The sequence below is a fragment of the Brevundimonas sp. LF-1 genome (assembly GCF_037055305.1).
Taxonomy (GTDB): domain Bacteria; phylum Pseudomonadota; class Alphaproteobacteria; order Caulobacterales; family Caulobacteraceae; genus Brevundimonas; species Brevundimonas sanguinis.
On record NZ_CP146349.1, the window covers coordinates 1,536,274 to 1,556,985 of the forward strand.

The following is a 20,712-nucleotide window of genomic DNA, read 5'->3' on the forward strand; positions in this document are numbered from 1 at the left end:
AAGAAACCGCGAAAACTCATGGACTTAAGTCCCAAGGAGGCCGCCTTGACCTGAAGGCCTCCCGCCTATAGGTTCCGCGCCGAAATTCAGACCCGATCCGGCCCCGGCCGGGCGCTGACCAAACAGGCCCATGTCCCCGACGAAGGAATCGCGCGAAGAGGCGATCAAACGCCTCCACCAAAGCGCATCCGCGCTGGAGGCGAAGGTTCAGGCGGACAAGTCCGTCGAGGTCGCTGCGCAGAAGGTGGTCGGCCAGGCCTATCGCATCATCGCCGAACTGCTGGGCGGGGTGCTGATCGGTCTTGCACTTGGTTTTGGCGTCGACCGGCTGTTCGGGACGACGCCGATAGGCGTTGTGGGCGGGGTCCTTCTGGGCTTCGCCTTATCGGTTTATATGGCGCGCCGCACAGCCAACCGGCTGATGGCGCAGGCCAAGGCGGCGGGTTTGCCCCAACAGGGCGAACCTATCGTCGAGGCTGACGAAGAAAACAGGGAACGATAGGCTTAATGGCCGGTCCGATTGAACAATTGAGGTCAAGCCGCTCGTAGAGTTCGGCACGGTCAATGTTCCCGTCCTGGGCGAGCAGGTGATCGCGATCACCAATCGCACGTGGCCATGACCATCGCCTTCGCCGGCGTGGTGGGCTTCCTGGCCCTGGCGACCTCGGGCGCCAAGGTGGTGCCGGGCCGGATGCAAGCGGCGGGCGAGAGCCTGTTCGGCATGGTCGACAACCTGGCCAACTCCATCATCGGGCACGAAGGCCGCAAGTACTTCCCCTTCGCCTTCACCATGTTCCTGATGGTTCTGTCGATGAACCTGCTGGGCATGTTCCTGACCTTCACCGCCACCTCGCAACTGGCCGTGACCGTCACCCTGGGCCTGATCTCTTTCCTGACGGTTGTCGTGGTCGGTCTGGTCAAGAACGGCGTCGGCTTCCTGAAGCTGTTCTGGCCGGCAGGCGCGCCGCTGCTGCTGCGCCCGGTCGTCGGCCTGATCGAGTTCGTCTCCTTCCTGCTGCGCCCGGCCACCCTGGCCCTTCGTCTGTTCGGCAACATGCTGGGCGGTCACGTGGCGCTGAAGATCTTCGCCCAGTTCGTCGTTCAGCTGGGCGCGGTGGCCATCGTCACCGGCGGCCTGGCCTACGCCTTCATCCCGGTGGCGGCCCTGTCGCTGGGCATGGTCGTGGCGATGACGGCGCTCGAGTTCCTGGTGGCCTTCCTTCAGGCCTTCGTTTTCACCGTTCTGACCTGCATCTACCTCAACGATGTGGTCAACCTGGGCGATGGCCACTAAGGCTTGAGTTCAGTTCGTAACCCTTACCCTCCAACGCTCCAAGAAATTAGGAAATCATCATGGACGCTGAAGCCGCTAAGTACATCGGCGCTGGTCTGGCCACCCTCGGCATGATCGGCTCGGCCCTGGCCGTCGGCAACATCTTCGGCAACTTCCTGGCCGGCGCTCTGCGCAACCCGGCTGCTGCCGCCTCGCAAGTCGGCAACCTGTTCGTCGGCGCGGCTCTGGCCGAAGCCCTGGGCATCCTGGCCTTCGTGCTGGGCGTCCTGATGATCTTCGGCTGATCCCAGCCCACGATCTCTCAGAATCGGCGGCGCGCGGGCCTGACCTGCGCGCCGCTGTCCTGATCTAGCGAAGACGGTTCATGGCCAGCACACCCACACTTGACGTTCAGACCCCGGCGCCGGGCGACCTCCATGCGGAGACGCATGCGACGGCCGAGCATGCCTCGGGCGGTCTGCCCCAGTTCGAATTCCAGCACTGGGCGGGCCAGATCGGCTATCTGCTGATCCTGTTCGTCCTTCTGTACGTCCTGGTCGCCAAGGTCTTCGCCCCGCGCCTGCGCAAGGTGATGGACGAGCGCGCCGACACGATCGACACCGCGATCGCCGCCGCCCGCTCGGTCCAGACCGAAGCGGCCGCTCAAGCCGAGGCCGCCCGCGCCGAGGTGGACAAGGCCCGCGCCGACGCCCGCGCGACCGCTGTCGCCGCCAAGCAGCGTGTCACTGAAGAATTCAATGCGCGCCTGGCCGCCGATGAAGCCGTAGTCAACGCGCGCATCGCCGAGGCCGAAGGCGCCATCGCTAAGACCCGCGACGCCGCCATGGCGAACGTCTCGACCATCGCCTCGGACGCGGCGGGCGCCATGCTCGAGCGTCTGACCGGCAAGGCCGCGACCAACGCTGAACTGGCCGCCGCCATCAAGGGAGCCGCCTGATATGCCCGCCTTCCTGACCGGCCATTTCTATGATGTCGCTAACCCTGAGCTGTGGGTCGCCATCGGCCTGCTGGTCTTCATCGCCATCGTGGTGATGGCGGGCGTGCCCAAGCTGGTCGCGACCAGCCTGGACGCCAAGGCCGCCAAGATCCAGGGCGACCTGGACGAGGCCGCCCGCCTGCGCGCCGAAGCCGAAGCCATGCTGGCCCAGATCCGTCAGGAGAAGGCCGAGGCTGAAGCTCAGGCCGCCGACCTGCTGGCCACGGCTGAAGCCGACGCCAAGCGTCTGGAAGCCGAAGCCAAGGCCCGTATCGAGGAATCGACCGCTCGCCGTCAGGCTCTGGCCGAGCGCCGGATCGCCCAGGCCGAGGCCGAGGCCACGCAAGAGGTCAAGGCCGCCGCCGCGGACCTGGCCGCCAAGGCCGCTCAACAGATCCTGGCCGCCCGCATCGCTGACGCCAAGACGGACCCGCTGCTCGACCAGGCCATCGGCCAGATCGGCGGCAAGCTGAACTGATCGCCGAGCGCGTTTAGTCAGACCCGAAAAACATCAGGCCCCGCCGGCGACGGCGGGGCCTTTTGCTGTTCAAGATCCGGTTGTCGGGATCAAGGACGGTTCAGACTGTCGGTTAATGGGCCGGAGCGGCCCCGATCGGCGCGGCGCCGCGCTTCTCACGTTCGACCAGCCGGGCGTAGGCATTGCCCAGGACGCCGCCGAAGACCATGTGCAGCGCCAGCATCCAGCCGATGGTGCCGAAGCCGGACGAGCCGGTGAAGGTCCGGTTATCGCCGCTCATAGTGATGACCAGCATCATCGCCACCCAGGCGGCGACGGCGAAGACGATGCCCTTGGTGATGGGCGTGGCGGTCGGCAGTCGCGGATAGAGGACGCCGAACAGCGACCCCAGCACAAAGGTGCCCATGACCAGGTGGATGGCCCATCCCGCCGCCATATTGCCCGGCATGCCGAACATGCGGGCTACGACCCCGGAAAGGGATCGAACAGGTGGTTGAGGAACAGATTGGCGAGCTCAAGCACGGAAACCACGACGGTAGCGATGAAACCGGCGATAATTCCCTTTTTACGCGTGACATCATGTGAACAGCGCCTCCCAACGCCTATCAACCTCGTGACTACGCAAGGGGAGCATACGCCGTTCACGGGCGCTCGGGGGTGAACCCGGTTCACATTCCTGTGTTCGCCTTAGCTTGGCCTTTATTGCCGGAAGGCGCGCCATCCCCGGCGCAGGCGGCGACGAAAGCGCGCCAGCGGGCGGCGACGGCGGCGCAGCACCATCTTTTCGGCGCGCAGGGTCTGCTGCCAGAAGACGGGGGCGATCTCGGGCTTTTTCCGCATCAGGCGGCGGAAGGGGTACACCCATTTGGGCCGGGCGCGCTGGGCGCGGATGAACTGTCGCTTGGCCCACCAGGAGTTGCGCAGCACGATCACCAGACCGAGGGCGATGACGGGCACGCCGCCGGGGCCGGGCAGGGGCGCGATCAGTATGCCCAGCAGGATGACGAAGAAGCCCACGCCCATCAGCGCCAGACGGCGCACGCGCCGGGCCAGCCCCAGACGGGGCGGCGGCGGGTTCAGAGAGGGCAGGACCAGGGTCACAGGGCGGCGGCTCAATCAAGATTGCGGCCAGGGAGGGCCGACAATCAGTAAACGCACGAGACAAGGCCGAAAGGCGGCGTCGCCATGACGCTTTCGTAAGTCGGCTCAGAAATGCAGAACGCCGTGTCCTGAAAGACACGGCGTTCCTTGAACCCAAGCTTGCGGGAGCGATCAGCCCGCGCGGTTCGAGCCTTCCGGGGCGGCCCAGCGCAGACGAGGCGAGCGCGCGGCGCGGGTCTCGTCCAGACGCCGCAGGGGCGCATGGAAGGGCGCGCCCTTGAAGCGTTCGACGTCGCCAGCCTTGGCGGCGCCGGCCAGCAGGCGCATGGCCTCGATGAAGCGATCCAGTTCGGCCTTGGACTCCGTCTCGGTCGGCTCGATCAGCATGGCGCCGTGGACGACCAGCGGGAAGTACATGGTCATCGGGTGGAAGCCCTCGTCGATCATCGCCTTGGCGAAGTCGAGCGTGGTGATGTCAGTACCCTTCAGCCATTCGTCGTCGAACAGGGCCTCGTGCATGCAGGGGCCTTCGGGGAAGGCCGGGCTCATCAGGTCCTCGAGGCGGGCCTTGATGTAGTTGGCGTTCAGCACCGCGTCCTCGGCGACCTGACGCAGGCCGTCCGAGCCGTGGCTCATCATGTAGCTCAGGGCGCGCACATACATGCCCATCTGCCCCTGGAAGGCGCACAGACGGCCGAAGGCCTGTTCGGCCTCGTCTTCCTCGCGCTCGACCAGCTTGTAGCCGTCGCCGGTGTTCACCACCCACGGGGCCGGCGCGAAGGGGGCCAGGGCTTCCGACAGCACCACCGGACCGGCGCCGGGCCCGCCGCCGCCGTGCGGCGTCGAGAAGGTCTTGTGCAGGTTGATGTGCATGGCGTCGACGCCCAGGTCGCCGGGGCGCACCCGGCCGACGATGGCGTTGAAGTTGGCGCCGTCGCAGTAGAAGTAGGCGCCCGCTTCGTGCGTCAGGCGGCTAATCTCCAGGATGTCGCGCTCGAACAGGCCGCAGGTGTTCGGGTTGGTGACCATGATGGCCGCTACGTCCGGACCCAGCTTGGACGCCAGATCGGCCACGTCCACGCGGCCGTCGTCGGTCTGCGCCACTTCGACCACCGAATAGCCGACGAAGGCGGCCGTGGCCGGGTTGGTGCCGTGGGCCGAGGTCGGGACCAGCACCTTGCGGCGCTGCTCATGCTCGCCCTTGGCTTCGTGAGCGGCGCGGATGGCCATCAGGCCGCACAGTTCGCCGTGGGCGCCGGCCTTGGGCGACAGGGCCACAGCGGGCATGCCCGTCAGCGTGGTCAGCCAATGGGCCAGCTGGTCCATCAGCTCCAGCGCGCCCTGCACCGTCGACTGCGGCTGCAGCGGGTGGATGTCCGAGAAGCCCGGCAGGCGCGCCATCTTCTCGTTCAGGCGCGGGTTGTGCTTCATCGTGCACGACCCCAGCGGATAGATGGCCAGGTCGATGGCGTGGTTCTTCTGGCTCAGGCGCACATAGTGGCGCATGGCCTCGGGCTCGGACAGGCCGGGCAGGCCGATCGGATCCTTGCGGACCAGGTCGCCCAGGTCCGAGCCGTCCGTGGCGGGCTTAGGCAGGTCAACGCCGGTCTTGCCCCAGCCTTCGCCTTCAAAGATCAGCGGCTCGTCCTGCAGCAGGCCGCGCCCGCCGGTCAGGGTGGCGGGCTTGTAGTTGGCATCCAGGCCTTCGGTCGGGGCGGTCGGACGGCCGACAGTGTTCATCGTGCTCATGATTCCAATCTCCTCAGGCGGCCAGAACCTTGGCGAGCGCACCCGCCAGGATCTTGATGTCGGCGTCCAGCGTCGTCTCGGTGGCGGCGACCAGCAGGACGTCGTCGAGGCCCGCATCCGGGTTCAGGCGGCTGTAGGGCACGCCGCACAGGACGCCGTTGTCGGCCATCGTCTGCACCACGTCAGCGGCGTTCTTGGGCAGCTTGACCGCAAACTCGTTGAAGAAGCGCGGGGTCAGGATTTCGACGCCCGGAATGGCGGCGAGCGCATCGCGCGTGGCGACGGCCTTTTCGTGGTTCAGCAGGGCCAGCTGGCGCAGGCCCGTCTCGCCCAGCAGGCTCATGTGAATGCTGAACGCCAGGCAGCAGAGCCCTGAGTTGGTGCAGATGTTCGACGTGGCCTTGTCGCGGCGGATGTGCTGCTCGCGCGTCGACAGGGTCAGGACGAAGCCGCGCTTGCCTTCGGCGTCGACGGTTTCACCGCAATAGCGGCCGGGCGTCTGGCGCAGCAGCTTCTCGCGGGTGGCGAACAGGCCGATGTAGGGGCCGCCGAAGTTCAGGGCGTTGCCGATCGACTGGCCCTCGGCCGCGACGATGTCGGCGCCCATTTCGCCGGGCGACTTCAGCAGGCCCATCGACACGGCTTCGGTGACGACGACGATCAGCAGGGCGCCTGCAGCCTGGGCGGCCTCGGCGATCTTGGTGACGTCGGTGGCGGTGCCGAAGACGTTCGGGGTCTGGACGACGACGCAGGCCGTGTCCTTGTCGATGGCGGCGATGACGGCGTCTTCGGCGTCGACCGCGGGCTTTAGCGCCTGGGTCTCGACGCCGACGGCGTGGACCACGGTCTCGGTCGCCTTGACGTAGTGGGGATGCACGCCGCCCGAGATGACGGCCTTGTTGCGGCGGGTCACGCGGGTGGCCATCAGCACGCCTTCGGCCATGGCGGTCGAGCCGTCATAGAGCGAGGCGTTGGCGACTTCCATGCCGGTCAGGTTCGCGACCTGGGTCTGGAACTCGTACAGGTACTGCAGCGTGCCCTGAGCGATTTCCGGCTGATAGGGGTGTAGCTGGTCAGGAACTCCGACCGCTGGATCACGTGATCGACCGTGGCCGGGATATGGTGCTTGTAGGCGCCGGCGCCGCAGAAGAAGGGCACGGTCGAGGCCGTGGCGTTCTTGCCCGCCATGGCCGAGAGGGCGCGTTCGACCTCCAGCTCGCCCGCCACGCGGGGCAGGTCGACGAAGCCGTCGCGGCGCGCGGCCTGCGGCACGTCGATGAAGAGGTCGTCGATGGATTTGGCGCCGATGGCGGCCAGCATGGCCTCGCGATCGTCGGGCGTCAGGGGAGGTAGCGCATTACTTTATTCCGCTCATCCCCGCGGAAGCGGGGACCCAGGTTTAAGCTTCAAACAACCGCTGCTTGATCCCAAAGAACTGGGTCCCCGCTTCCGCGGGGATGAGCGGAGAGGGAGACCTTAGAGGGTGGTCAGATAGGCGTCGTAGGCGGCGCGGTCCATCAGGCCGTCCAGCACCGAGGCGTCGGACACCTTGATCTTGGCGAACCAGCCTTCGCCCTCGGCATCGGCGTTGACGGTTTCCGGGGCGGTCGCCAGCACGACGTTGCCTTCGATCACTTCACCGGCGATCGGCGCGTAGACGTCCGAGGCGGCCTTGACCGATTCCACGACGGCGAAGCTGTCGCCGACCGAGACGGTCTTGCCGGCTTCCGGCGTCTCGACGAACACCACGTCGCCCAGGGCGTCAGCCGCGTGCTTGGAGATGCCGACCGTGGCGACGTCGCCGTCCAGGCGAACCCACTCGTGATCCTTGGTGAACTTCATTCTGGTCTTCCTTTTTGTCTTGTCATCCTCGGGCTTGACCCGAGGATCGAGCCCGGGAGCGGGCGATTGGTCTAAAACTTCCAGCGTCGAGGGGCGGACCGCCCGGCCTTCGGGTCGAGCCCGAGGGTGACGATCTTATTTCGGCTTCCGATAGTAGCGGGTCGGCACGAAAGGCGTGGCGACGACTTCGGCGGCGGCGGGGCGGCCGCGCACCAGAACCTTCAGTTCGGTGCCGACGTCAGCGAAGGCGGGCGGCACATAGCCCATGGCGATGTTGCGCCCCTGCGACGGCGAGGGGCCGCCCGATGTGATCTTGCCGATCAGGTTTCCGTCCATGTCGGCGATCTCGGCGCCTTCGCGGGCGGGGCGCCTTCCTTGACGTGCAGGCCGACGCGGACGCGCGCCGGGCCGTCGGCCAGTTGCTTCAGGATGACGTCGGCCCCGGCGAAGTCGGCGCGTTCCTTGCGGGACTTGGACAGGGCGAAGGTCAGGCCGGCCTCGACCGGGGTGGTCTCGGCGTCGACGTCGTGGCCGTGCAGCGGCAGACCGGCTTCCAGGCGCAAGGAGTCGCGCGCGCCCAGACCGACCGGCTTCACCCGCGCGTCCGACAGCAGCAGGTTCCAGACGCGCTCGGCGGCGGCGCTGGGCAGCGAAATCTCATAGCCGTCTTCGCCCGTGTAGCCCGAGCGCGAGACGATGCAGTCTTCGTCAAACAGACGGATGGCGCGGCAATCCATGAAACCCATGTCCGCCAGCTCCGCCGAATGGGCGGCCATGACCTCGGCCGCCTCCGGGCCCTGGATGGCCAGCAGGGCGCGGTCCAGGACCTCCAGCTTGGCGTCGCCCGACAGCTCGGCGTTCAGGAAGGCGAAGTCGGCGTCCTTGTTGCCGGCGTTGACGACGATGTAGAGGCCGTCCTCGAACGGCTTGCCCGCCATCAGGTCGTCCATGACGCCGCCCTGTTCGTTCAGCAGCAGGGTGTATTTCTGCTTGCCGGGCTTCACGATCGCGTAGTCGCCGGGCACGAAGCGTTCGAACTGCTTGATGGCGTCGGCGCCGGTGATCTTGGCCTGGCCCATGTGGGAGACATCGAACAGGCCGGCGTGCTCGCGGGTCCAGCGGTGCTCGGCCAGCACCCCTTCATACTGGACCGGCATGTCATAGCCGCCGAAGCCGACCATGCGGGCGCCCAGCGCGCGATGCGCGGCGTTGAGGGGGTAGTCTTAAGGGCCTGATCGCTCATGGCGTCGCCTCCGGGTCGCAGGTTGCGGCGATAGCTCCGCCGTCGTTGCGCCCCCGCTGTCCTGAAGCCTGAGAGATTCCGACCGTTCCCGAAAAGGTTCGGCCTTGCTCCGTCGGCGCGCGTCGGGACCCTCCGTCCTTCGGCGACTTTCCAGCGTCCGTGCGCTTTCGCGGTCCTTTTGCCTGAGCGTTTCCGGGGCGGTTGCGCCTTCGGCTCCGGGCGCCGCGAACGGCCCCGGTCTCTCCCGCGAGAGCGTTCGACCTAAGGCCGCGAATCCAGCGCCGAGTCAAGCGGCGCCGGACTTGCCGCCGTCGATCCTAGGGGCCATGAGGGGCGGAACCGCGCTTCGCCCACAGGATTTGAAGGACGTCATGACCGCCCGCATCGATCTCGCCGCCCACCTCGCCTCCCTCGACCTGCCGCAGGGACTGGTCGAGACGCTGACGACGGCGGCCGCCGCCTGCGTCCAGATCCGCCAGGTGGTGGCGGGCGGTGCCTTGGTCGGGGCGCTGGGGGCGTCGGGCGCCGTGAATGTGCAGGACGAAGAGCAGAAGAAGCTGGACGTCATCGCCGACGATCTGCTGACGGAGGCCCTGCTGGCCTGCCCGGCCGTGGCGGGCGTGGCGTCCGAGGAAAAGGACACGATGCAGCCCTCGGCCAATGCGGCGGGCGAATATCTGGTGCTGTTCGACCCGCTGGACGGCTCGTCCAACATCGACATCAATGCGCCGGTCGGCACCATCGTCTCGGTGCTGAAGGCGCCGTCGGCCCAGCCGAGCGAGGCCGACTTCCTGCAATCCGGCCGCCATCAGGTCGCGGCGCTGTACGCCGTCTATGCCGGTCAGGCCATGCTGGTGCTGACGACGGGCAAGGGGGTGGCGGGCTTCACCCTGGCGCCCGACGGCCGCTGGCTGATGACGCATGAGGACGTGCGCATCCCGGCCGATACGAAAGAGTTCGCCATCAACATGTCGAACCAGCGTCACTGGGCCGAGAGCGTCCAGCGCTACGTCGACGGCTGCCTGCAGGGCGCCGACGGCCCGCGCGGCAAGAACTTCAACATGCGCTGGGTCGCCGCCATGGTGGCCGACGTGCACCGCATCCTGATGCGCGGCGGCGTCTTCCTCTATCCGTGGGACAAGCGTGAGCCGAACAAGCCGGGCAAGCTGCGCCTGATGTATGAGGGCAACCCCATGTCCTTCCTGGTCGAACAGGCGGGCGGCAAGTCGACCACCGACGGCAAGCAGGCCATCATGGACGTGACCCCCACCGAACTGCACCAGCGGGTGCCGGTCGTCCTCGGCTCGGCCAACGAAGTCGATCAGATCGCGGCGGCCTGACGCCATGCAGATCGCCGCCACTGATGCGCTCCTGGTCATCGACGCCCAGAACGACTTCTGCGAGGGCGGCGCCCTGGCGGTGCAGGGCGGGGCGGCGATCATGCCCTGATCAACCGGCTGGCCGAGCGGTTCACGACCGTCATCGCTACCCAGGACTGGCACACGCCGGACCAGATCAGCTTCGCCTCCAACCACGCGGGCGTCGCGCCCTTCACGCAGATCGAGGTCGCTTACGGCCCGCAGATGCTGTGGCCGGATCACTGCGTGCAGGGGACGCCGGGCGCGGACTTTCACCCCGACGCCGCGCCTGCCGTGACCAAGGCGCTGGCCGTGGTGCGCAAGGGCTACAACCCGGCGGTCGACAGCTATTCCGGCTTTTATGAGAACGACCACAAAACGGCGACGGGTCTGGCGGGCCTGCTGCGCGATCTGGGCGTGAAGCGCGTCTTCCTGTGCGGCCTGGCCTATGACTACTGCGTGCGCTTCACCGCCGAGGATGCGGTGCGCGAGGGTTTTGAGGCCGTGGTCATCGAGGACGCCTGTCGCGCCATCGCCCCGGACACGGCGGCGGCGGCCAAGGCCGGGTTCGCGGCGCTGGGCGTGGCGGAGATCGAAGCCGGATTGCTTCTCGGCTAAAGCGCCCATCTCCCTATATTCTGCGGGCATGCGACCGGCGGGCTATGGGAGTAAGGTGCACCCTTTATCGTTGCCCGTTCAGCTTGAATGGGTGAAAACCAGCCACACGAAAGCTGAAGAACATATCGCAATGCTGGTATGAGAAGGCGTAGCATCCAGACAGTCGTAGTAATTCTGGGACTGTTGAAAGCGCGATGGTCGTCGGAATATACGAAAGCGAAAGCAGGGATGTTCATAGGGCTCCATCCCTTGCCCCAAACGCGCTGCCCACGACCTATGCCGCGAGTACGAAGGCGGGCTGAACGCACCGTGACGTTGAACCAGCAGAGCTTTGCTGCGGCCAATAGGACGAAGGCGGTCAGGCCGATTATTTTGGCGAGCATGCTCAGTTCGCCGCGGCGTAGGCTTCGACCTCGGCGATCCTCGCGGCCTTGTCGGCGTCGTTCAGGAAGCTGCCTTCGAAGCTGTTCTTCGCCAGTTGGGTCACCTGCTCCCGCGTCAGGCCGACCGCCTCGGCCAACTGGATATAGTTCGCGTTCACATAGCCGCCGAAATAGGAGGGGTCGTCTGAGTTCAGGGTGACGTGCAGGCCGCGGCGCAACATCTCGGGAACGGGGTGGTCCTTCAGGTCCTTGACCACGCACAGCTTCAGGTTCGACAGGGGGCAGACCGTCAGCGTCATCTGCTCGGCGGCCAGACGGGCGATCAGGGCCTCGTCCTCCATCGAGCGGTTGCCGTGGTCCATGCGGTCGATGTGCAGCAGGTCCAGCGCCTCGCGCACGTATTCCGGCGGGCCTTCCTCACCGGCATGGGCGCACAGTTTCAGGCCCAGTTCGCGGGCGGCGGCGAAGACGCGCTGGAACTTGGACGGCGGGTGGCCGACCTCGGACGAATCCAGTCCGACGCCGATGAAGTGGTGCAGGTAGGGCTTGGCGGCTTCCAGCGTGGCGAAGGCCTCGTCCTCGCTGAGGTGGCGCAGGAAGCTGAGGATCAGGCCCGACGTCACGCCCAGCTCATTCTTCGCTCGGTCCATGCCCGCGATCAGGCCCTCGACCACGACGGCGAAGGGCACGCCCCGGTCGGTGTGGGTCTGGGGGTCGAAGAAGATCTCGGCGTGGCGGACGTTATCGGCGGCGGCGCGCTGGAAATAGGCGAAGGCCAGATCCTCGAAGTCCTGACGGGTCAGCAGCACGGCGGCGCCCGCGTAATAGATGTCGAGGAAGTCCTGCAGGTTCGAGAAGTCATAGGCCGCGCGCACGGCCTCGACGCTGTCGTAGGGGATGGCGACGCCGTTGCGCTGCGCCAGTTCGAACATCAGTTCGGGCTCGAGCGAGCCTTCGATGTGCAGGTGCAGTTCGGCCTTGGGCAGGCCGGCGATGAAGGCGTCGAGGGCGGACATGAGGGGAGACTCCGTAGCGTGGGGCCAGCCTAGCATTTTTCCTCCCCATGCAATGGGGAGGGGGACCACGAAGTGGTGGAGGGGCTGAGCCGGGCGGAACAAAGCGGCCCCTCCGTCTCGTCGGCTTCGCCGTCGATCCACCTCCCCATCGCTCTGCGATAGGGAGGAGAAAGTCGATGCTACATCCGCTCGGGCGTCTCGATGCCCAGCAGGCGCAGCGCCGTCTCCAACTGGTGCAGGGTCGCGGCGGCCAGGGCCAGGCGCGAGCCCTTGGTCGTGGCGTCCGGCGCCACCAGGATCGGGCAGGCGGCGTAGAATTTCGAGAAGCTCTGGGCCAGCCGATAGGCGTGTTCGGCGATCAGGTTGGGCGAACGCTTGTCATAGGCGTCCGCCGTGGCCGCGTCGAAAGCGTCCAGCGTCAGGGCCAGGTCGCGCTCGGCGGCTTCCTCGATGACGATGGGGGCCAGGGCCACGCCCTGTTCCGCCGCCTTGCGCAGCAGGGATTTCACCCGCACGGCCTGATACAGCAGATAGGGGCCGGTCTTGCCCTCGAAGCTCATGAAGCGGTCGAGGTCGAAGACGTAGCTGGTCGTGCGGTTGTTCGACAGGTCCGAGAACTTCAGCGCGGCGACCGCCACCTTATGGGCGATGTCCTCGAACTCTTCGGCGGGCAGGTCGTCGCCCAGTTTGGCCTCGTGCAGACGCTCGCGCGCCTTGTCGGTCGCCTGATCGATCAGGTCGCGCAGCTTCAGCACGCCGCCCGCGCGGGTCTTGAAGGGCTTGCCGTCGGCGCCGTTCATGGTGCCGAAGCCGAGGTGTTCCAGCGACTTCTCAGGCGCGTATCCGGCCAGGTAGGCGGCGCGGAAGACCTGTTCGAAATGCTCGGCCTGACGCTCGTCGACAACGTAGAGGATCAGGTCCGGGCCGATCGACTTCTTGCGGTCCAGGATCGTCGCAAGGTCGGTCGTGCCGTACATGGCCGACCCTTCCGAGCTGATGACCAGCAGGGGCGGGGGCGACGGGGCCTCGATCACCGAGCCGTCGGCCAGCTTCTTCTTGCGCGTCTCGCCGGGCTTGGCGACGTGGACCACCTGGGCGCCGTCGTCCTCGACCAACAGACCCTTGGTCTTCAGGTCGGCGATCATCTCGTCCATCAGGGGATCGGCGTCGCTCTCGCCGTTCCACAGGTCGAAGTCGACCGACAGGTCGTCATATTCGCGCTTCAGCGCCTCGCGGCTGACGGCGACGAAGTGCTTCCAAAGGGCGCGATAGCCGGGGCGGCCGCCTTGCAGTTCGGCCGTCGCCTTGCGGGCGCGGTCGCGGAAGGCGGGGTCTTCCTTGGCCTTGCCCGCCGCCAGCGGATAGAGGCGGTCGAGATCGGCCAGGGTGACCGGGGTTTCAGCCGGGAAGGGGCCGTCGCCCTCGGCCATGAAGGCGTCCGCCAGGCCTTCGTCGCCGCAGGCGGTGATCAGCAGGCCCATCTGGAAGCCCCAGTCGCCGAAGTGGGCGTCGCCGACCACGTCGTCGCCGCGCAGGCGGAACAACCGCTTCAGGCTCTCGCCGATGATGGCGCTGCGCAGGTGGCCGACGTGCATGGGCTTGGCCACGTTCGGGCCGCCGTAGTCGATGACCACCTTGCGCGGCTCGACGCGCGAGGCGCCGGCCAGTTCAACGTCCGCCGCGACCTCGGCCGCGCGCTGGGCCAGGGCCGCGTTCGACAGCTTCATGTTGATGAAGCCGGGACCGGCCACCTCGACCGAGGCCAGGCGCGGATCGGCGGCCAGACGCTCGGCCACCTTGGCGGCCAGTTCGCGCGGATTGGCCTTCAGCGCCTTGGCGGCGGCCAGGGCCCCGTTCGACTGGAAGTCGGCCAGGTCGGGACGGTCGGAGGCGGTGACGCGGGCCAGGGCCTTGTCCACGCCTTCGGCGGCGAAGGCGGCCCCGACCGCTTCGCTGAGGGAGGTCTTGAGGTCGGTCATGTCTTAGTCGTTCTGTTGGCCCGCAGTCGGACGGAACCGGCTGCCGGATCGGTTGAACTCGGCGTTTTCGGGCGTGATCTCAAAGCCGATCAGGACCTCGAAATGGCCGCCGCTGGTGGTGGCCTCGGCGCGCGGGATGACGATGGTCTGGCTGGCTTCGGCCTGGGTGCGGTCGGCGCCGCCGAAGGTGACGGGCAGGTCGAAATATTCCTTGGCCAGGACGGCGGAGTTCCGCTCGGTCACGGCGATCCAGTAGCGATAGGTGTGGGCGTCGTCCTGCGCCTGCGGACCCTTGCCCAGGCTGAACAGCAGGTTCATGTCCAGGCGGATCGGATCGTCTTCGCGATAGGCGCAGTCCGAGGTCACGCCTTCGATCTCGCCGGTGAAGCCGACGCCGCTCGCCGAGGGACGCTCATAGTCCGCCAGCTCGACGTAGCGGGCCGCGTCGTAGAGAATCTTCACATAGGGGCAGGGGCCGGCGTTGGCGCGGCGGCTGAGCGGAGCGAAACGCATCGGGCGCGACGGCGCCTTTTCAGCCTTCTGTCCGCCCTGTTGGCCGCCTTGTGGGCGCCCGCTCTGGGCCTCGGCGGCGTGGGGGATCAGCGCGGCCGTAAGAGAAAGGGCGGCGAGGGCGGTCAGGACGCGACGCATCAGGAGCTTTCCGGCAGTCGAATGAAGGCGGGCCGATCAGACGCCCGAACGGGCCACGCTGGGTGGTGATAGCGGCTAAAGCGAGGCGCGGCAAACGGCGCGCGGACTTCCGGTGGCGATCCGGCGCGCAAAGTCCTAAGTTCGCGCCCATGAACGCGCCTGTCCCCCTTCGCAGTTTCAACGCCGCCCCCTGTCCGTCCGCATGGCGACGCCGCGCGGCTTCTGCGCCGGGGTGGATCGGGCCATCCAGATCGTCGAGCGCGCCATCGAGAAATACGGCGCCCCGTCTATGTGCGCCACGAGATCGTCCACAACCGTCACGTCGTCGACCGGCTGAAAGGGCTGGGCGCCGTCTTCGTCAAGGAACTGGACGAGTGCCCGGACGACCGGCCGGTGGTCTTCTCGGCGCACGGCGTGCCCAAGTCGGTGCCGGCCACGGCGCGTTCGCGCGAGATGCTGTTTCTGGACGCCACCTGCCCCCTGGTGTCCAAGGTCCACGTCGAGGCCGAGCGCAATTTCGCAGCGGGGCGCCACGTCATCCTGATCGGCCACGCGGGCCACCCCGAGGTCGTCGGCACCATGGGCCAGCTGCCCGCCGGGGCCATCAGCCTGGTCGAGACGGTCGAGGACGCGGAAGCCTTCCAGCGCCCCGGCGATCAGCCGCTGGCCTACGCCACCCAGACCACGCTGTCGGTGGACGACACGGCCGAGATCCTGGCGGCGCTGAAGCGGCGCTTCCCGAACTGCCCGACCCGCACAAGGAAGACATCTGCTACGCCACCACCAACCGTCAGGAGGCGGTCAAACGTCTGGGCGACGGCTGCGGCCTGGTGCTGGTGGTGGGCTCCAAGAACTCCTCCAACTCGGCGCGGCTGGTGGATGTGGCGCTGAAGGCGGGGGCCGGGGACGCGCGCCTGGTCGATGATGCGGGCGATCTGGACTGGAGCTGGTTCGACGGGGTCGAGACGGTCGGCCTGACCGCCGGGGCCTCGGCGCCCGAGCCGCTGGTGCAGGGAGTGATCGACGCCCTGCGGATCCGCTTCGACGTGACCGTGACCGAGGATGACGGCGCCCGCGAGACTGTGACTTTCAAACTGCCGCGCGCCCTGACGACCTGATCGGAACAGCAAAAAGGCGCGTCCGTCGAAACGAACGCGCCTCTAAACTTCCGCACGGCTGGGGTCGATTACAGGCCCGGCAGCTTGAAGCGAGTGTCGCGACGCGGTGCGATGGTGATGCCCTCGCGGCCGCCGGTCAGGGCTTCCAGACGGGCGTGTTCGCTGGAGGCGTCGATGGTCTTGGCGCCCTCCGGCGTCTGGGTCACGGTCGCCGCCTGGCTGGCGGGATCGTTCTTGCGCCAGAACATCAGGCGATTGGCCCAGCTTTCTTCCTTGTGCGCCAGGTTGCCGAACTCGTCATCGACGACATAGCGAGCCAGCGGGTCGGCGCGATCGGCGCCGGCCTCGGCGGCCAGGACCTGTTCGCCCGGGGTGCGGGTCACGGCCTGGCGCTGACCCAGCAGGATCTGACGCGCGGCGCTTTCAGGGGCCAGTTCCTGCGGACGCGGGGCGCCCGGCGTCGGCGGGGTCAGGCCGTATTCGGGCGGCACCACCAGCGGGGCGCTGGCCACGGTGACGAATTCGTCCGGCACGACCTTGGACAGGCCGATGCTCTGCTTCATCGATCCGCAGGCGCTCAGGCTGAGGGCCGCGCCGGCGGCCAGGGTCGCGATCAGGACGGGACGGATACGCATGGGTCGTTCGGCTCCGGGAGGCGCGCCCGTCGGGGCGCTGGCTCGGGTCGATAAGTTAAGAGGGTGTGATTACGACTTTTCGTGGGCCGCGCCAACAGTCGTGCGACGCTCGGACAGGAAGCTGTCCAGGATCAGCAGCACGACCCCGACGGTGATGCCGCTGTCGGCCACGTTGAAGATCCAAGGGAACAGGCCGGTGCCCGAAAAATCGAGGAAGTCCACCACGCCGCCGAAGCGGATGCGGTCGATCACGTTGCCGACGGCGCCGCCCATGACCAGGCCGATGGCCGCGACCAGCAGGCGGCGATCGCCCGCGTCGCCCACCAGGCCAGCAGGCCCGCCACCACGACCGAGAAGACGCTCAGGATCCAGCGCCCGGCGCCGCCGCCGAACAGGCCGAAGCTGACGCCGGTGTTCAGCACATAGGTCAGGTTGAAGACCGGAGGCGCGACCTCGGCGATCCGGTAGCCGTCGGGAATGTGGGAGATATGGGCGGCGTCGATGGCCCCCAGCACCCAGGCCTTGGTCAACTGGTCCAGAATGATGACGGCCAGGGCGATGCCGTAGGCGCCGAGCGCGAGACGGGAAATCGCGAGACGGGAACTCTTCATGTCCAGCCGGTTAGCAGGAAGACGTGCGGCGGCGAAGAGGGAAAGCGCAGACGGATCGATCGTCAGCCCTGGCCTTTCCCCCCGCTTTCACTCGCTATAAGCGGGGCATGACCCAGCCTCATCCGTTGCCCCGCCTGTCCGCCGTCGCCGATGACTACGATATCCTGCTCTGCGACGTCTGGGGCGTGATCCACAACGGGCGCGAGAGCTGGGCCGCAGCCTGCGACGCCCTGACCAAGTTCAACGAGAAGGGCGGCCATGTCGTCCTGATCTCCAACTCGCCGCGCCCGTCTTCAGACGTGGTGGCGCAGCTGGACGGCCTGGGCGTGCCGCGCAGCGCCTGGAAAGCCTTTGTCACCTCGGGCGACGCCACCCGGATGGAGCTGGCGCGCCGCGCGCCCGGCCCTGCGTGGATCATCGGCCCGGAACGGGACTTCGCCTTGTATGAAGGCCTGGACCTGACCGGCGCCCACGGCGCCGAAGACGCCGCCTTCATTTCCGTCACCGGGCCTTATGACGACACCACCGAGACGCCCGAGGACTATCGCGAACGTCTGGCGCCGGCGGCCGAGCGCGGACTGGAGCTGATCTGCGCCAACCCCGATCGCGTGGTGCAGCGCGGGGATGCGATCATCTATTGCGGCGGCGCCATCGCTGATCTGTACGAGTCGATGGGCGGGCGGGTGATCATGGCGGGCAAGCCGTTCGCCCCCATCTACGCCCTGGCGCTGAAAGAGGCGGAAGGCCTGCTGGGCCGCGCCGTCGACCGCTCGCGCGTGCTGTGCATCGGCGACGGGGTGGTGACCGATGTGCTCGGCGCCGCCGAGCAGGCGCTGGACTGCCTGTTCATCGCCCAGGGCATCCACGGCGACGCGGCCAAGGCGGCTGACGGGACCCTGGATCCGGCCCGCGCGGCGGAATTGCTCCGGGCCGAGACGACCTTCGCCCGCTACGCTGCGCTGGAACTGACCTGGTAAGTCTCGCCATTTCGTCGCACCTGCCTTAAAGGCCGCACATGGTTGATCTGGTCCAAGCGCACCCGTCGGGCGGCTACATCCTCGACGAACTTCATGTCGGCATGGCCGCCGAGAAGACGGTTCACGTCACTGAAGAGCGGATCCGTCTGTTCGCCGAGGCGTCCGACGACTTCAATCCGGTGCATCTGGATGAAGCCTTCGCCGCCAAGACGGCCTATCGCGGCCGTATCGCCCACGGCCTGCTGTCGGCGGCCTTCGGCTCTGCGGTGGTGGGGACCATCCTGCCGGGCGCGGGCTCGATCTACATCTCCCAGACGCTGTCGTTCCATTTTCCGGTGCGGATCGGCGACGATGTGCGCATTCAGATCACCGTCATCGAACTGGACCATGAAGGCGCCCGCGCCCAGCTGAAGTGCGAAGGCTTTGTCGAAGACAAGCTGATCATGGACGGCGTGGCCGTCGTGCGCGTGCCGCGTCGCCGCAAGCTGTCGGCGCGCTGAAGGCCGCCTGAAGTGGTCGAAGTCATTCGCGACTGGCGCGGCCTGACCGCAGCGCAGCAGGGGGCGGCCGTGGCCGTCGGCGCCTTCGATGGCGTGCATCGCGGCCATCAGGCGGTCATCGCCTCGGCGCGCGAGGCGGCGGACCGGCTGGGCGTTCCCCTGGCCGTGGTCAGCTTCGATCCCCATCCGCGCCGCTTGTTCCAACCCGAGGCCGCGCCCTTTCGCCTGATGACGCCGGACCAGATGGCGCGCGCCCTGGCGCCGCTGGGCGTCGACCGCCTGTATCTGCTGCCGTTCGATGCTGAAATGGCGGGCATGTCGGACGAGGAATTCGCCCGCCGCGTCCTGTCCGAAGGCCTCGGGATCGTCCACGCCGCCATCGGCTTCGACTTCACCTTCGGCAAGGGCCGCTCCGGCTCGCCCGCCTTGCTGCGAACCTATGGCGAGACGCTGGGCTTCACCGTCTCCGTCACCGACCGCATCGACGACGCCTCCGGGCTCAAGCTGTCGTCCAGCGCCGTGCGCGAGGCGCTGAAGGCCGGCGACATGGACCGCGCCGCCGCCATTCTTGGCCGCCCCTTCGCCATTCAGGGCGAGGTGATCCACGGCGACAAGCGCGGGCGCACCATCGGCGTGCCAACCGCCAACATGGCCATGGGCGACTATATGCGTCCGGCCTATGGGGTCTATGCGACCCGCACCCGCCTGCCGGACGGCAGGATCATCAACGGCGTCGCCAATCTGGGCGTCCGTCCGATGTTCGAAATCGAACAGCCTCTGCTGGAAGTCTGGCTGTTGGACTTTAACGAGAGCCTCTACGGCCAGGTGCTGGAGACCGAGCTGGTCGCCTTCCTGCGCGGCGAGATGAAGTTCGAGGGCCTCGAAGCCCTCAAGGTCCAGATCGACGCCGACGCCGCCGCCGCGAGGGCCGTACTGGGCTGAGCGCACCGTCTGCGCGGGTTGCGCGCGCATCCCCCGGTTCCCAGCTAATGGAATGATGTGAGCGGGAGGAAGGACGATAACTCGCAGGCTTGGCTGGCTGTCGCCTGTTTTTGCGTGATTTGGACGATCTGGGCCGTCTTCAGCGGCGCCGGCGTCGCCATGCCCGCCTTGATCGGAGCCGGAGCCTTGCTCTGCAACATCAGCCAAGGCGTTCGACGCTGGGTGAGGGACAAGCTGTCGTGGGCTTTTTCGGGCTCCTCGCTGCGATTGGTTCTGGTGATGATCGGCGTGATGATGCTGTGGCAGACGGTCGGCCTGGAATTGGCCCTTTTCGCCGCCGGTGATGTGCTGGCCTATCTTGAAGTCCTGACGGCCGTCAGTCTGATGGGCGCCCAGACGCGACTGGCGCCGATCAAGGCGGTGATGGCGCGGCGTCTTGCGGCGGTCCTTCAGCCCCTGCGCCGATTGAAACCCAGAATCCGGATGCGCCGCATCCGACCGAGTACGCCGCCTCCTCCAACGACGCCGACGGACCGGCGGGCGTCTGGGCCTTCGCCTGACGCCTTAACCGGGCGCTTTTTCGGCGATGGCCATCAGGTCGTCGTGCAGCGACTTGCCCTTGTCGTCGATGACGTCGGCGATGCGCCACATCGGGCCTTCCTTCAGCAGTTTGAGCGTCTGGCGGTGGTCCTGACCGGCGTTGGCGAAGACGACTTCGGCGGTCGCGGCCTGAGGGCTTTCGGGCGTCATCGTCACGGACTTCAGGGCGAAGGCGTCGGCATCCTGGCAGGCGCAGATGGGGTCGTAGTCGAGGCGAGGCGCGGTCTTCTTGCGTTTGGCTTCGCGGTCGTCGACGCCGATCAGGGCGTTCATCGTGCGAGAATAGAGCGGATCGCGCCCGGGGGTGATGGTCGCCTCGGCCGGGTCGGGCGTGTCCTTTGGTTCGCTGACGCGGGCGTAGAGGGCGCGCACGAAAGCCTCGGCGTCCTTTTCGCCCGCCGCATAGACGGCGGCGCGGCCGGTCAGGACGGGCGCGGCCGTCTCCGCAGCCGCAGGGGCGCTCTTCTGTTCCGAGCAGGCGGCCGCCGTCAGGGCCAGCACCCCCGCCGTCGCCAAGGCTTGAATCCGCATCCGATCCCTCTCCCGTCTGTTCTTCTGGACTATGGCGCAGGGGACGCGGGGTCTGCTAGAGCTTTCCCATCATGACCGTTCGCGTGATCCGTCCGATTTCGATTAGCCGC

20 protein-coding genes, 4 pseudogenes and 1 riboswitch are annotated in these 20,712 nt (G+C 67.4%); of the genes and pseudogenes, 11 read left to right on the forward strand and 13 right to left on the reverse strand.

All coding sequences use genetic code 11. The annotated features are described in order from the left end of the window. The first annotated feature begins 130 nt into the window (after positions 1-130). The 5 genes and pseudogenes from V8F63_RS08445 (at position 131) to V8F63_RS08465 (ending at position 2,748) form a co-directional block, all read left to right on the forward strand. Positions 131-502: an AtpZ/AtpI family protein gene (locus V8F63_RS08445; RefSeq protein ID WP_024353399.1), complete on the forward strand. Its 372-nt coding sequence runs from the start codon at positions 131-133 to the stop codon at positions 500-502. A 5-nt stretch (positions 503-507) separates the two neighbouring features. After that, a pseudogene (locus tag V8F63_RS08450) lies at positions 508-1,294 on the forward strand (F0F1 ATP synthase subunit A). 59 nt (positions 1,295-1,353) lie between these two features. Next, positions 1,354-1,578 carry a F0F1 ATP synthase subunit C gene (locus V8F63_RS08455; protein ID WP_003168985.1) on the forward strand — a complete coding sequence of 75 codons (225 nt, stop codon included), beginning with the start codon at positions 1,354-1,356 and terminating at the stop codon, positions 1,576-1,578. Positions 1,579-1,658: 80 nt separating this feature from the next. Beyond that, a complete protein-coding gene (locus tag V8F63_RS08460) occupies positions 1,659-2,231 on the forward strand; it encodes a hypothetical protein (RefSeq protein WP_392352854.1) in 573 nt (190 codons plus the stop codon). 1 nt (position 2,232) lies between these two features. Beyond that, positions 2,233-2,748: a F0F1 ATP synthase subunit B gene (locus V8F63_RS08465; protein WP_392352855.1), complete on the forward strand. Its 516-nt coding sequence runs from the start codon at positions 2,233-2,235 to the stop codon at positions 2,746-2,748. A gap of 112 nt (positions 2,749-2,860) precedes the next feature. Here V8F63_RS08465 and V8F63_RS08470 read toward each other — a convergent pair whose 3' ends face one another. From V8F63_RS08470 to gcvT, 7 genes and pseudogenes are all read right to left on the reverse strand, one after another. Continuing rightward, the gene (locus V8F63_RS08470; protein ID WP_392352856.1) at positions 2,861-3,205 is read right to left on the reverse strand and encodes a DUF6789 family protein; all 345 of its coding nucleotides are present in this window, start codon (positions 3,203-3,205) and stop codon (positions 2,861-2,863) included. A gap of 242 nt (positions 3,206-3,447) precedes the next feature. Beyond that, a complete protein-coding gene (locus V8F63_RS08475; protein ID WP_312448627.1) occupies positions 3,448-3,849 on the reverse strand; it encodes a PGPGW domain-containing protein in 402 nt (133 codons plus the stop codon). Positions 3,850-4,020: 171 nt separating this feature from the next. Then, positions 4,021-5,598: an aminomethyl-transferring glycine dehydrogenase subunit GcvPB gene (gcvPB, locus tag V8F63_RS08480; RefSeq protein ID WP_303682752.1), complete on the reverse strand. Its 1,578-nt coding sequence runs from the start codon at positions 5,596-5,598 to the stop codon at positions 4,021-4,023. A gap of 13 nt (positions 5,599-5,611) precedes the next feature. Further along, positions 5,612-6,918 (reverse strand): annotated as a pseudogene (gene gcvPA / locus V8F63_RS08485) (aminomethyl-transferring glycine dehydrogenase subunit GcvPA). 156 nt (positions 6,919-7,074) lie between these two features. Beyond that, on the reverse strand, positions 7,075-7,440 hold the full coding sequence (gene gcvH, locus V8F63_RS08490) for a glycine cleavage system protein GcvH (protein WP_278070579.1): 366 nt from the start codon (positions 7,438-7,440) through the stop codon (positions 7,075-7,077). Positions 7,441-7,575: 135 nt separating this feature from the next. Beyond that, positions 7,576-7,776 (reverse strand): glycine cleavage T C-terminal barrel domain-containing protein, encoded by a 201-nt coding sequence (locus tag V8F63_RS08495; RefSeq protein WP_392352857.1) that lies wholly within the window; start codon positions 7,774-7,776, stop codon positions 7,576-7,578. Next, positions 7,761-8,621 carry a glycine cleavage system aminomethyltransferase GcvT gene (gcvT, locus tag V8F63_RS08500; protein ID WP_392352858.1) on the reverse strand — a complete coding sequence of 287 codons (861 nt, stop codon included), beginning with the start codon at positions 8,619-8,621 and terminating at the stop codon, positions 7,761-7,763. The genes V8F63_RS08495 and gcvT overlap by 16 nt, the downstream gene beginning before the upstream one ends. Positions 8,622-8,843: 222 nt before the next feature. Then, positions 8,844-8,940: riboswitch (glycine riboswitch) on the reverse strand. Between the two features lie 114 nt (positions 8,941-9,054). Between gcvT and V8F63_RS08505 the strand changes: the two genes are divergently transcribed. Next, positions 9,055-10,023 (forward strand): class 1 fructose-bisphosphatase, encoded by a 969-nt coding sequence (locus V8F63_RS08505; protein WP_392352859.1) that lies wholly within the window; start codon positions 9,055-9,057, stop codon positions 10,021-10,023. Positions 10,024-10,197: 174 nt separating this feature from the next. After that, complete coding sequence (locus V8F63_RS08510; protein ID WP_392355062.1) at positions 10,198-10,659, forward strand: isochorismatase family protein; 462 nt, start codon at positions 10,198-10,200, stop codon at positions 10,657-10,659. 385 nt (positions 10,660-11,044) lie between these two features. Here V8F63_RS08510 and V8F63_RS08515 read toward each other — a convergent pair whose 3' ends face one another. From V8F63_RS08515 to V8F63_RS08525, 3 genes are all read right to left on the reverse strand, one after another. Further along, complete coding sequence (locus V8F63_RS08515) at positions 11,045-12,094, reverse strand: adenosine deaminase (RefSeq protein ID WP_392352860.1); 1,050 nt, start codon at positions 12,092-12,094, stop codon at positions 11,045-11,047. A gap of 143 nt (positions 12,095-12,237) precedes the next feature. Next, on the reverse strand, positions 12,238-14,037 hold the full coding sequence (gene argS, locus V8F63_RS08520; RefSeq protein WP_392352861.1) for an arginine--tRNA ligase: 1,800 nt from the start codon (positions 14,035-14,037) through the stop codon (positions 12,238-12,240). Between the two features lie 3 nt (positions 14,038-14,040). After that, a complete protein-coding gene (locus V8F63_RS08525; protein ID WP_392352862.1) occupies positions 14,041-14,688 on the reverse strand; it encodes a Tat pathway signal sequence domain protein in 648 nt (215 codons plus the stop codon). 202 nt (positions 14,689-14,890) lie between these two features. Between V8F63_RS08525 and ispH the strand changes: the two are divergent. Beyond that, positions 14,891-15,806: pseudogene (gene ispH / locus V8F63_RS08530) on the forward strand (4-hydroxy-3-methylbut-2-enyl diphosphate reductase). Positions 15,807-15,874: 68 nt separating this feature from the next. Here the strand turns inward: ispH and V8F63_RS08535 are convergent. Together V8F63_RS08535 and lspA are read right to left on the reverse strand one after the other, a co-directional pair. Then, positions 15,875-16,441, reverse strand: coding sequence for a DUF3035 domain-containing protein (locus V8F63_RS08535; RefSeq protein WP_025978369.1), 567 nt, complete (start codon positions 16,439-16,441; stop codon positions 15,875-15,877). Positions 16,442-16,510: 69 nt separating this feature from the next. Further along, positions 16,511-17,052: pseudogene (gene lspA, locus V8F63_RS08540) on the reverse strand (signal peptidase II). 107 nt (positions 17,053-17,159) lie between these two features. On the opposite strand from lspA, the gene V8F63_RS08545 reads away from it, so the two are divergent. From V8F63_RS08545 to V8F63_RS08555, 3 genes are read left to right on the forward strand one after another with little or no spacing between them, the layout of a single operon-like run. After that, positions 17,160-18,029 carry a TIGR01459 family HAD-type hydrolase gene (locus V8F63_RS08545; protein ID WP_134580023.1) on the forward strand — a complete coding sequence of 290 codons (870 nt, stop codon included), beginning with the start codon at positions 17,160-17,162 and terminating at the stop codon, positions 18,027-18,029. Between the two features lie 38 nt (positions 18,030-18,067). Continuing rightward, on the forward strand, positions 18,068-18,529 hold the full coding sequence (locus tag V8F63_RS08550) for a MaoC family dehydratase (protein ID WP_029972693.1): 462 nt from the start codon (positions 18,068-18,070) through the stop codon (positions 18,527-18,529). A 12-nt stretch (positions 18,530-18,541) separates the two neighbouring features. Continuing rightward, complete coding sequence (locus tag V8F63_RS08555) at positions 18,542-19,471, forward strand: bifunctional riboflavin kinase/FAD synthetase (RefSeq protein ID WP_134580027.1); 930 nt, start codon at positions 18,542-18,544, stop codon at positions 19,469-19,471. 564 nt (positions 19,472-20,035) lie between these two features. Here the strand turns inward: V8F63_RS08555 and V8F63_RS08560 are convergent. After that, positions 20,036-20,602, reverse strand: a complete 567-nt coding sequence (locus V8F63_RS08560) for a DUF3828 domain-containing protein (RefSeq protein WP_392352863.1) — start codon at positions 20,600-20,602, stop codon at positions 20,036-20,038. Positions 20,603-20,712 lie beyond the last annotated feature (110 nt).

What these genes read in the sequence shown, in the direction of transcription:
- V8F63_RS08445 (WP_024353399.1), top strand. Translation starts at nt 131, where the DNA reads ATGTCCCCGACGAAGGAATCGCGCGAAGAGGCGATCAAACGCCTCCAC.
- V8F63_RS08455 (WP_003168985.1), top strand. Translation starts at nt 1,354, where the DNA reads ATGGACGCTGAAGCCGCTAAGTACATCGGCGCTGGTCTGGCCACCCTC.
- V8F63_RS08460 (WP_392352854.1), top strand. Translation starts at nt 1,659, where the DNA reads ATGGCCAGCACACCCACACTTGACGTTCAGACCCCGGCGCCGGGCGAC.
- V8F63_RS08465 (WP_392352855.1), top strand. Translation starts at nt 2,233, where the DNA reads ATGCCCGCCTTCCTGACCGGCCATTTCTATGATGTCGCTAACCCTGAG.
- V8F63_RS08470 (WP_392352856.1), bottom strand. Translation starts at nt 3,205, where the DNA reads ATGTTCGGCATGCCGGGCAATATGGCGGCGGGATGGGCCATCCACCTG.
- gcvPB (WP_303682752.1), bottom strand. Translation starts at nt 5,598, where the DNA reads ATGAGCACGATGAACACTGTCGGCCGTCCGACCGCCCCGACCGAAGGC.
- gcvH (WP_278070579.1), bottom strand. Translation starts at nt 7,440, where the DNA reads ATGAAGTTCACCAAGGATCACGAGTGGGTTCGCCTGGACGGCGACGTC.
- V8F63_RS08495 (WP_392352857.1), bottom strand. Translation starts at nt 7,776, where the DNA reads ATGGACGGAAACCTGATCGGCAAGATCACATCGGGCGGCCCCTCGCCG.
- gcvT (WP_392352858.1), bottom strand. Translation starts at nt 8,621, where the DNA reads ATGGTCGGCTTCGGCGGCTATGACATGCCGGTCCAGTATGAAGGGGTG.
- V8F63_RS08505 (WP_392352859.1), top strand. Translation starts at nt 9,055, where the DNA reads ATGACCGCCCGCATCGATCTCGCCGCCCACCTCGCCTCCCTCGACCTG.
- V8F63_RS08515 (WP_392352860.1), bottom strand. Translation starts at nt 12,094, where the DNA reads ATGCTAGGCTGGCCCCACGCTACGGAGTCTCCCCTCATGTCCGCCCTC.
- argS (WP_392352861.1), bottom strand. Translation starts at nt 14,037, where the DNA reads ATGACCGACCTCAAGACCTCCCTCAGCGAAGCGGTCGGGGCCGCCTTC.
- V8F63_RS08525 (WP_392352862.1), bottom strand. Translation starts at nt 14,688, where the DNA reads ATGCGTCGCGTCCTGACCGCCCTCGCCGCCCTTTCTCTTACGGCCGCG.
- V8F63_RS08535 (WP_025978369.1), bottom strand. Translation starts at nt 16,441, where the DNA reads ATGCGTATCCGTCCCGTCCTGATCGCGACCCTGGCCGCCGGCGCGGCC.
- V8F63_RS08545 (WP_134580023.1), top strand. Translation starts at nt 17,160, where the DNA reads ATGACCCAGCCTCATCCGTTGCCCCGCCTGTCCGCCGTCGCCGATGAC.
- V8F63_RS08550 (WP_029972693.1), top strand. Translation starts at nt 18,068, where the DNA reads ATGGTTGATCTGGTCCAAGCGCACCCGTCGGGCGGCTACATCCTCGAC.
- V8F63_RS08560 (WP_392352863.1), bottom strand. Translation starts at nt 20,602, where the DNA reads ATGCGGATTCAAGCCTTGGCGACGGCGGGGGTGCTGGCCCTGACGGCG.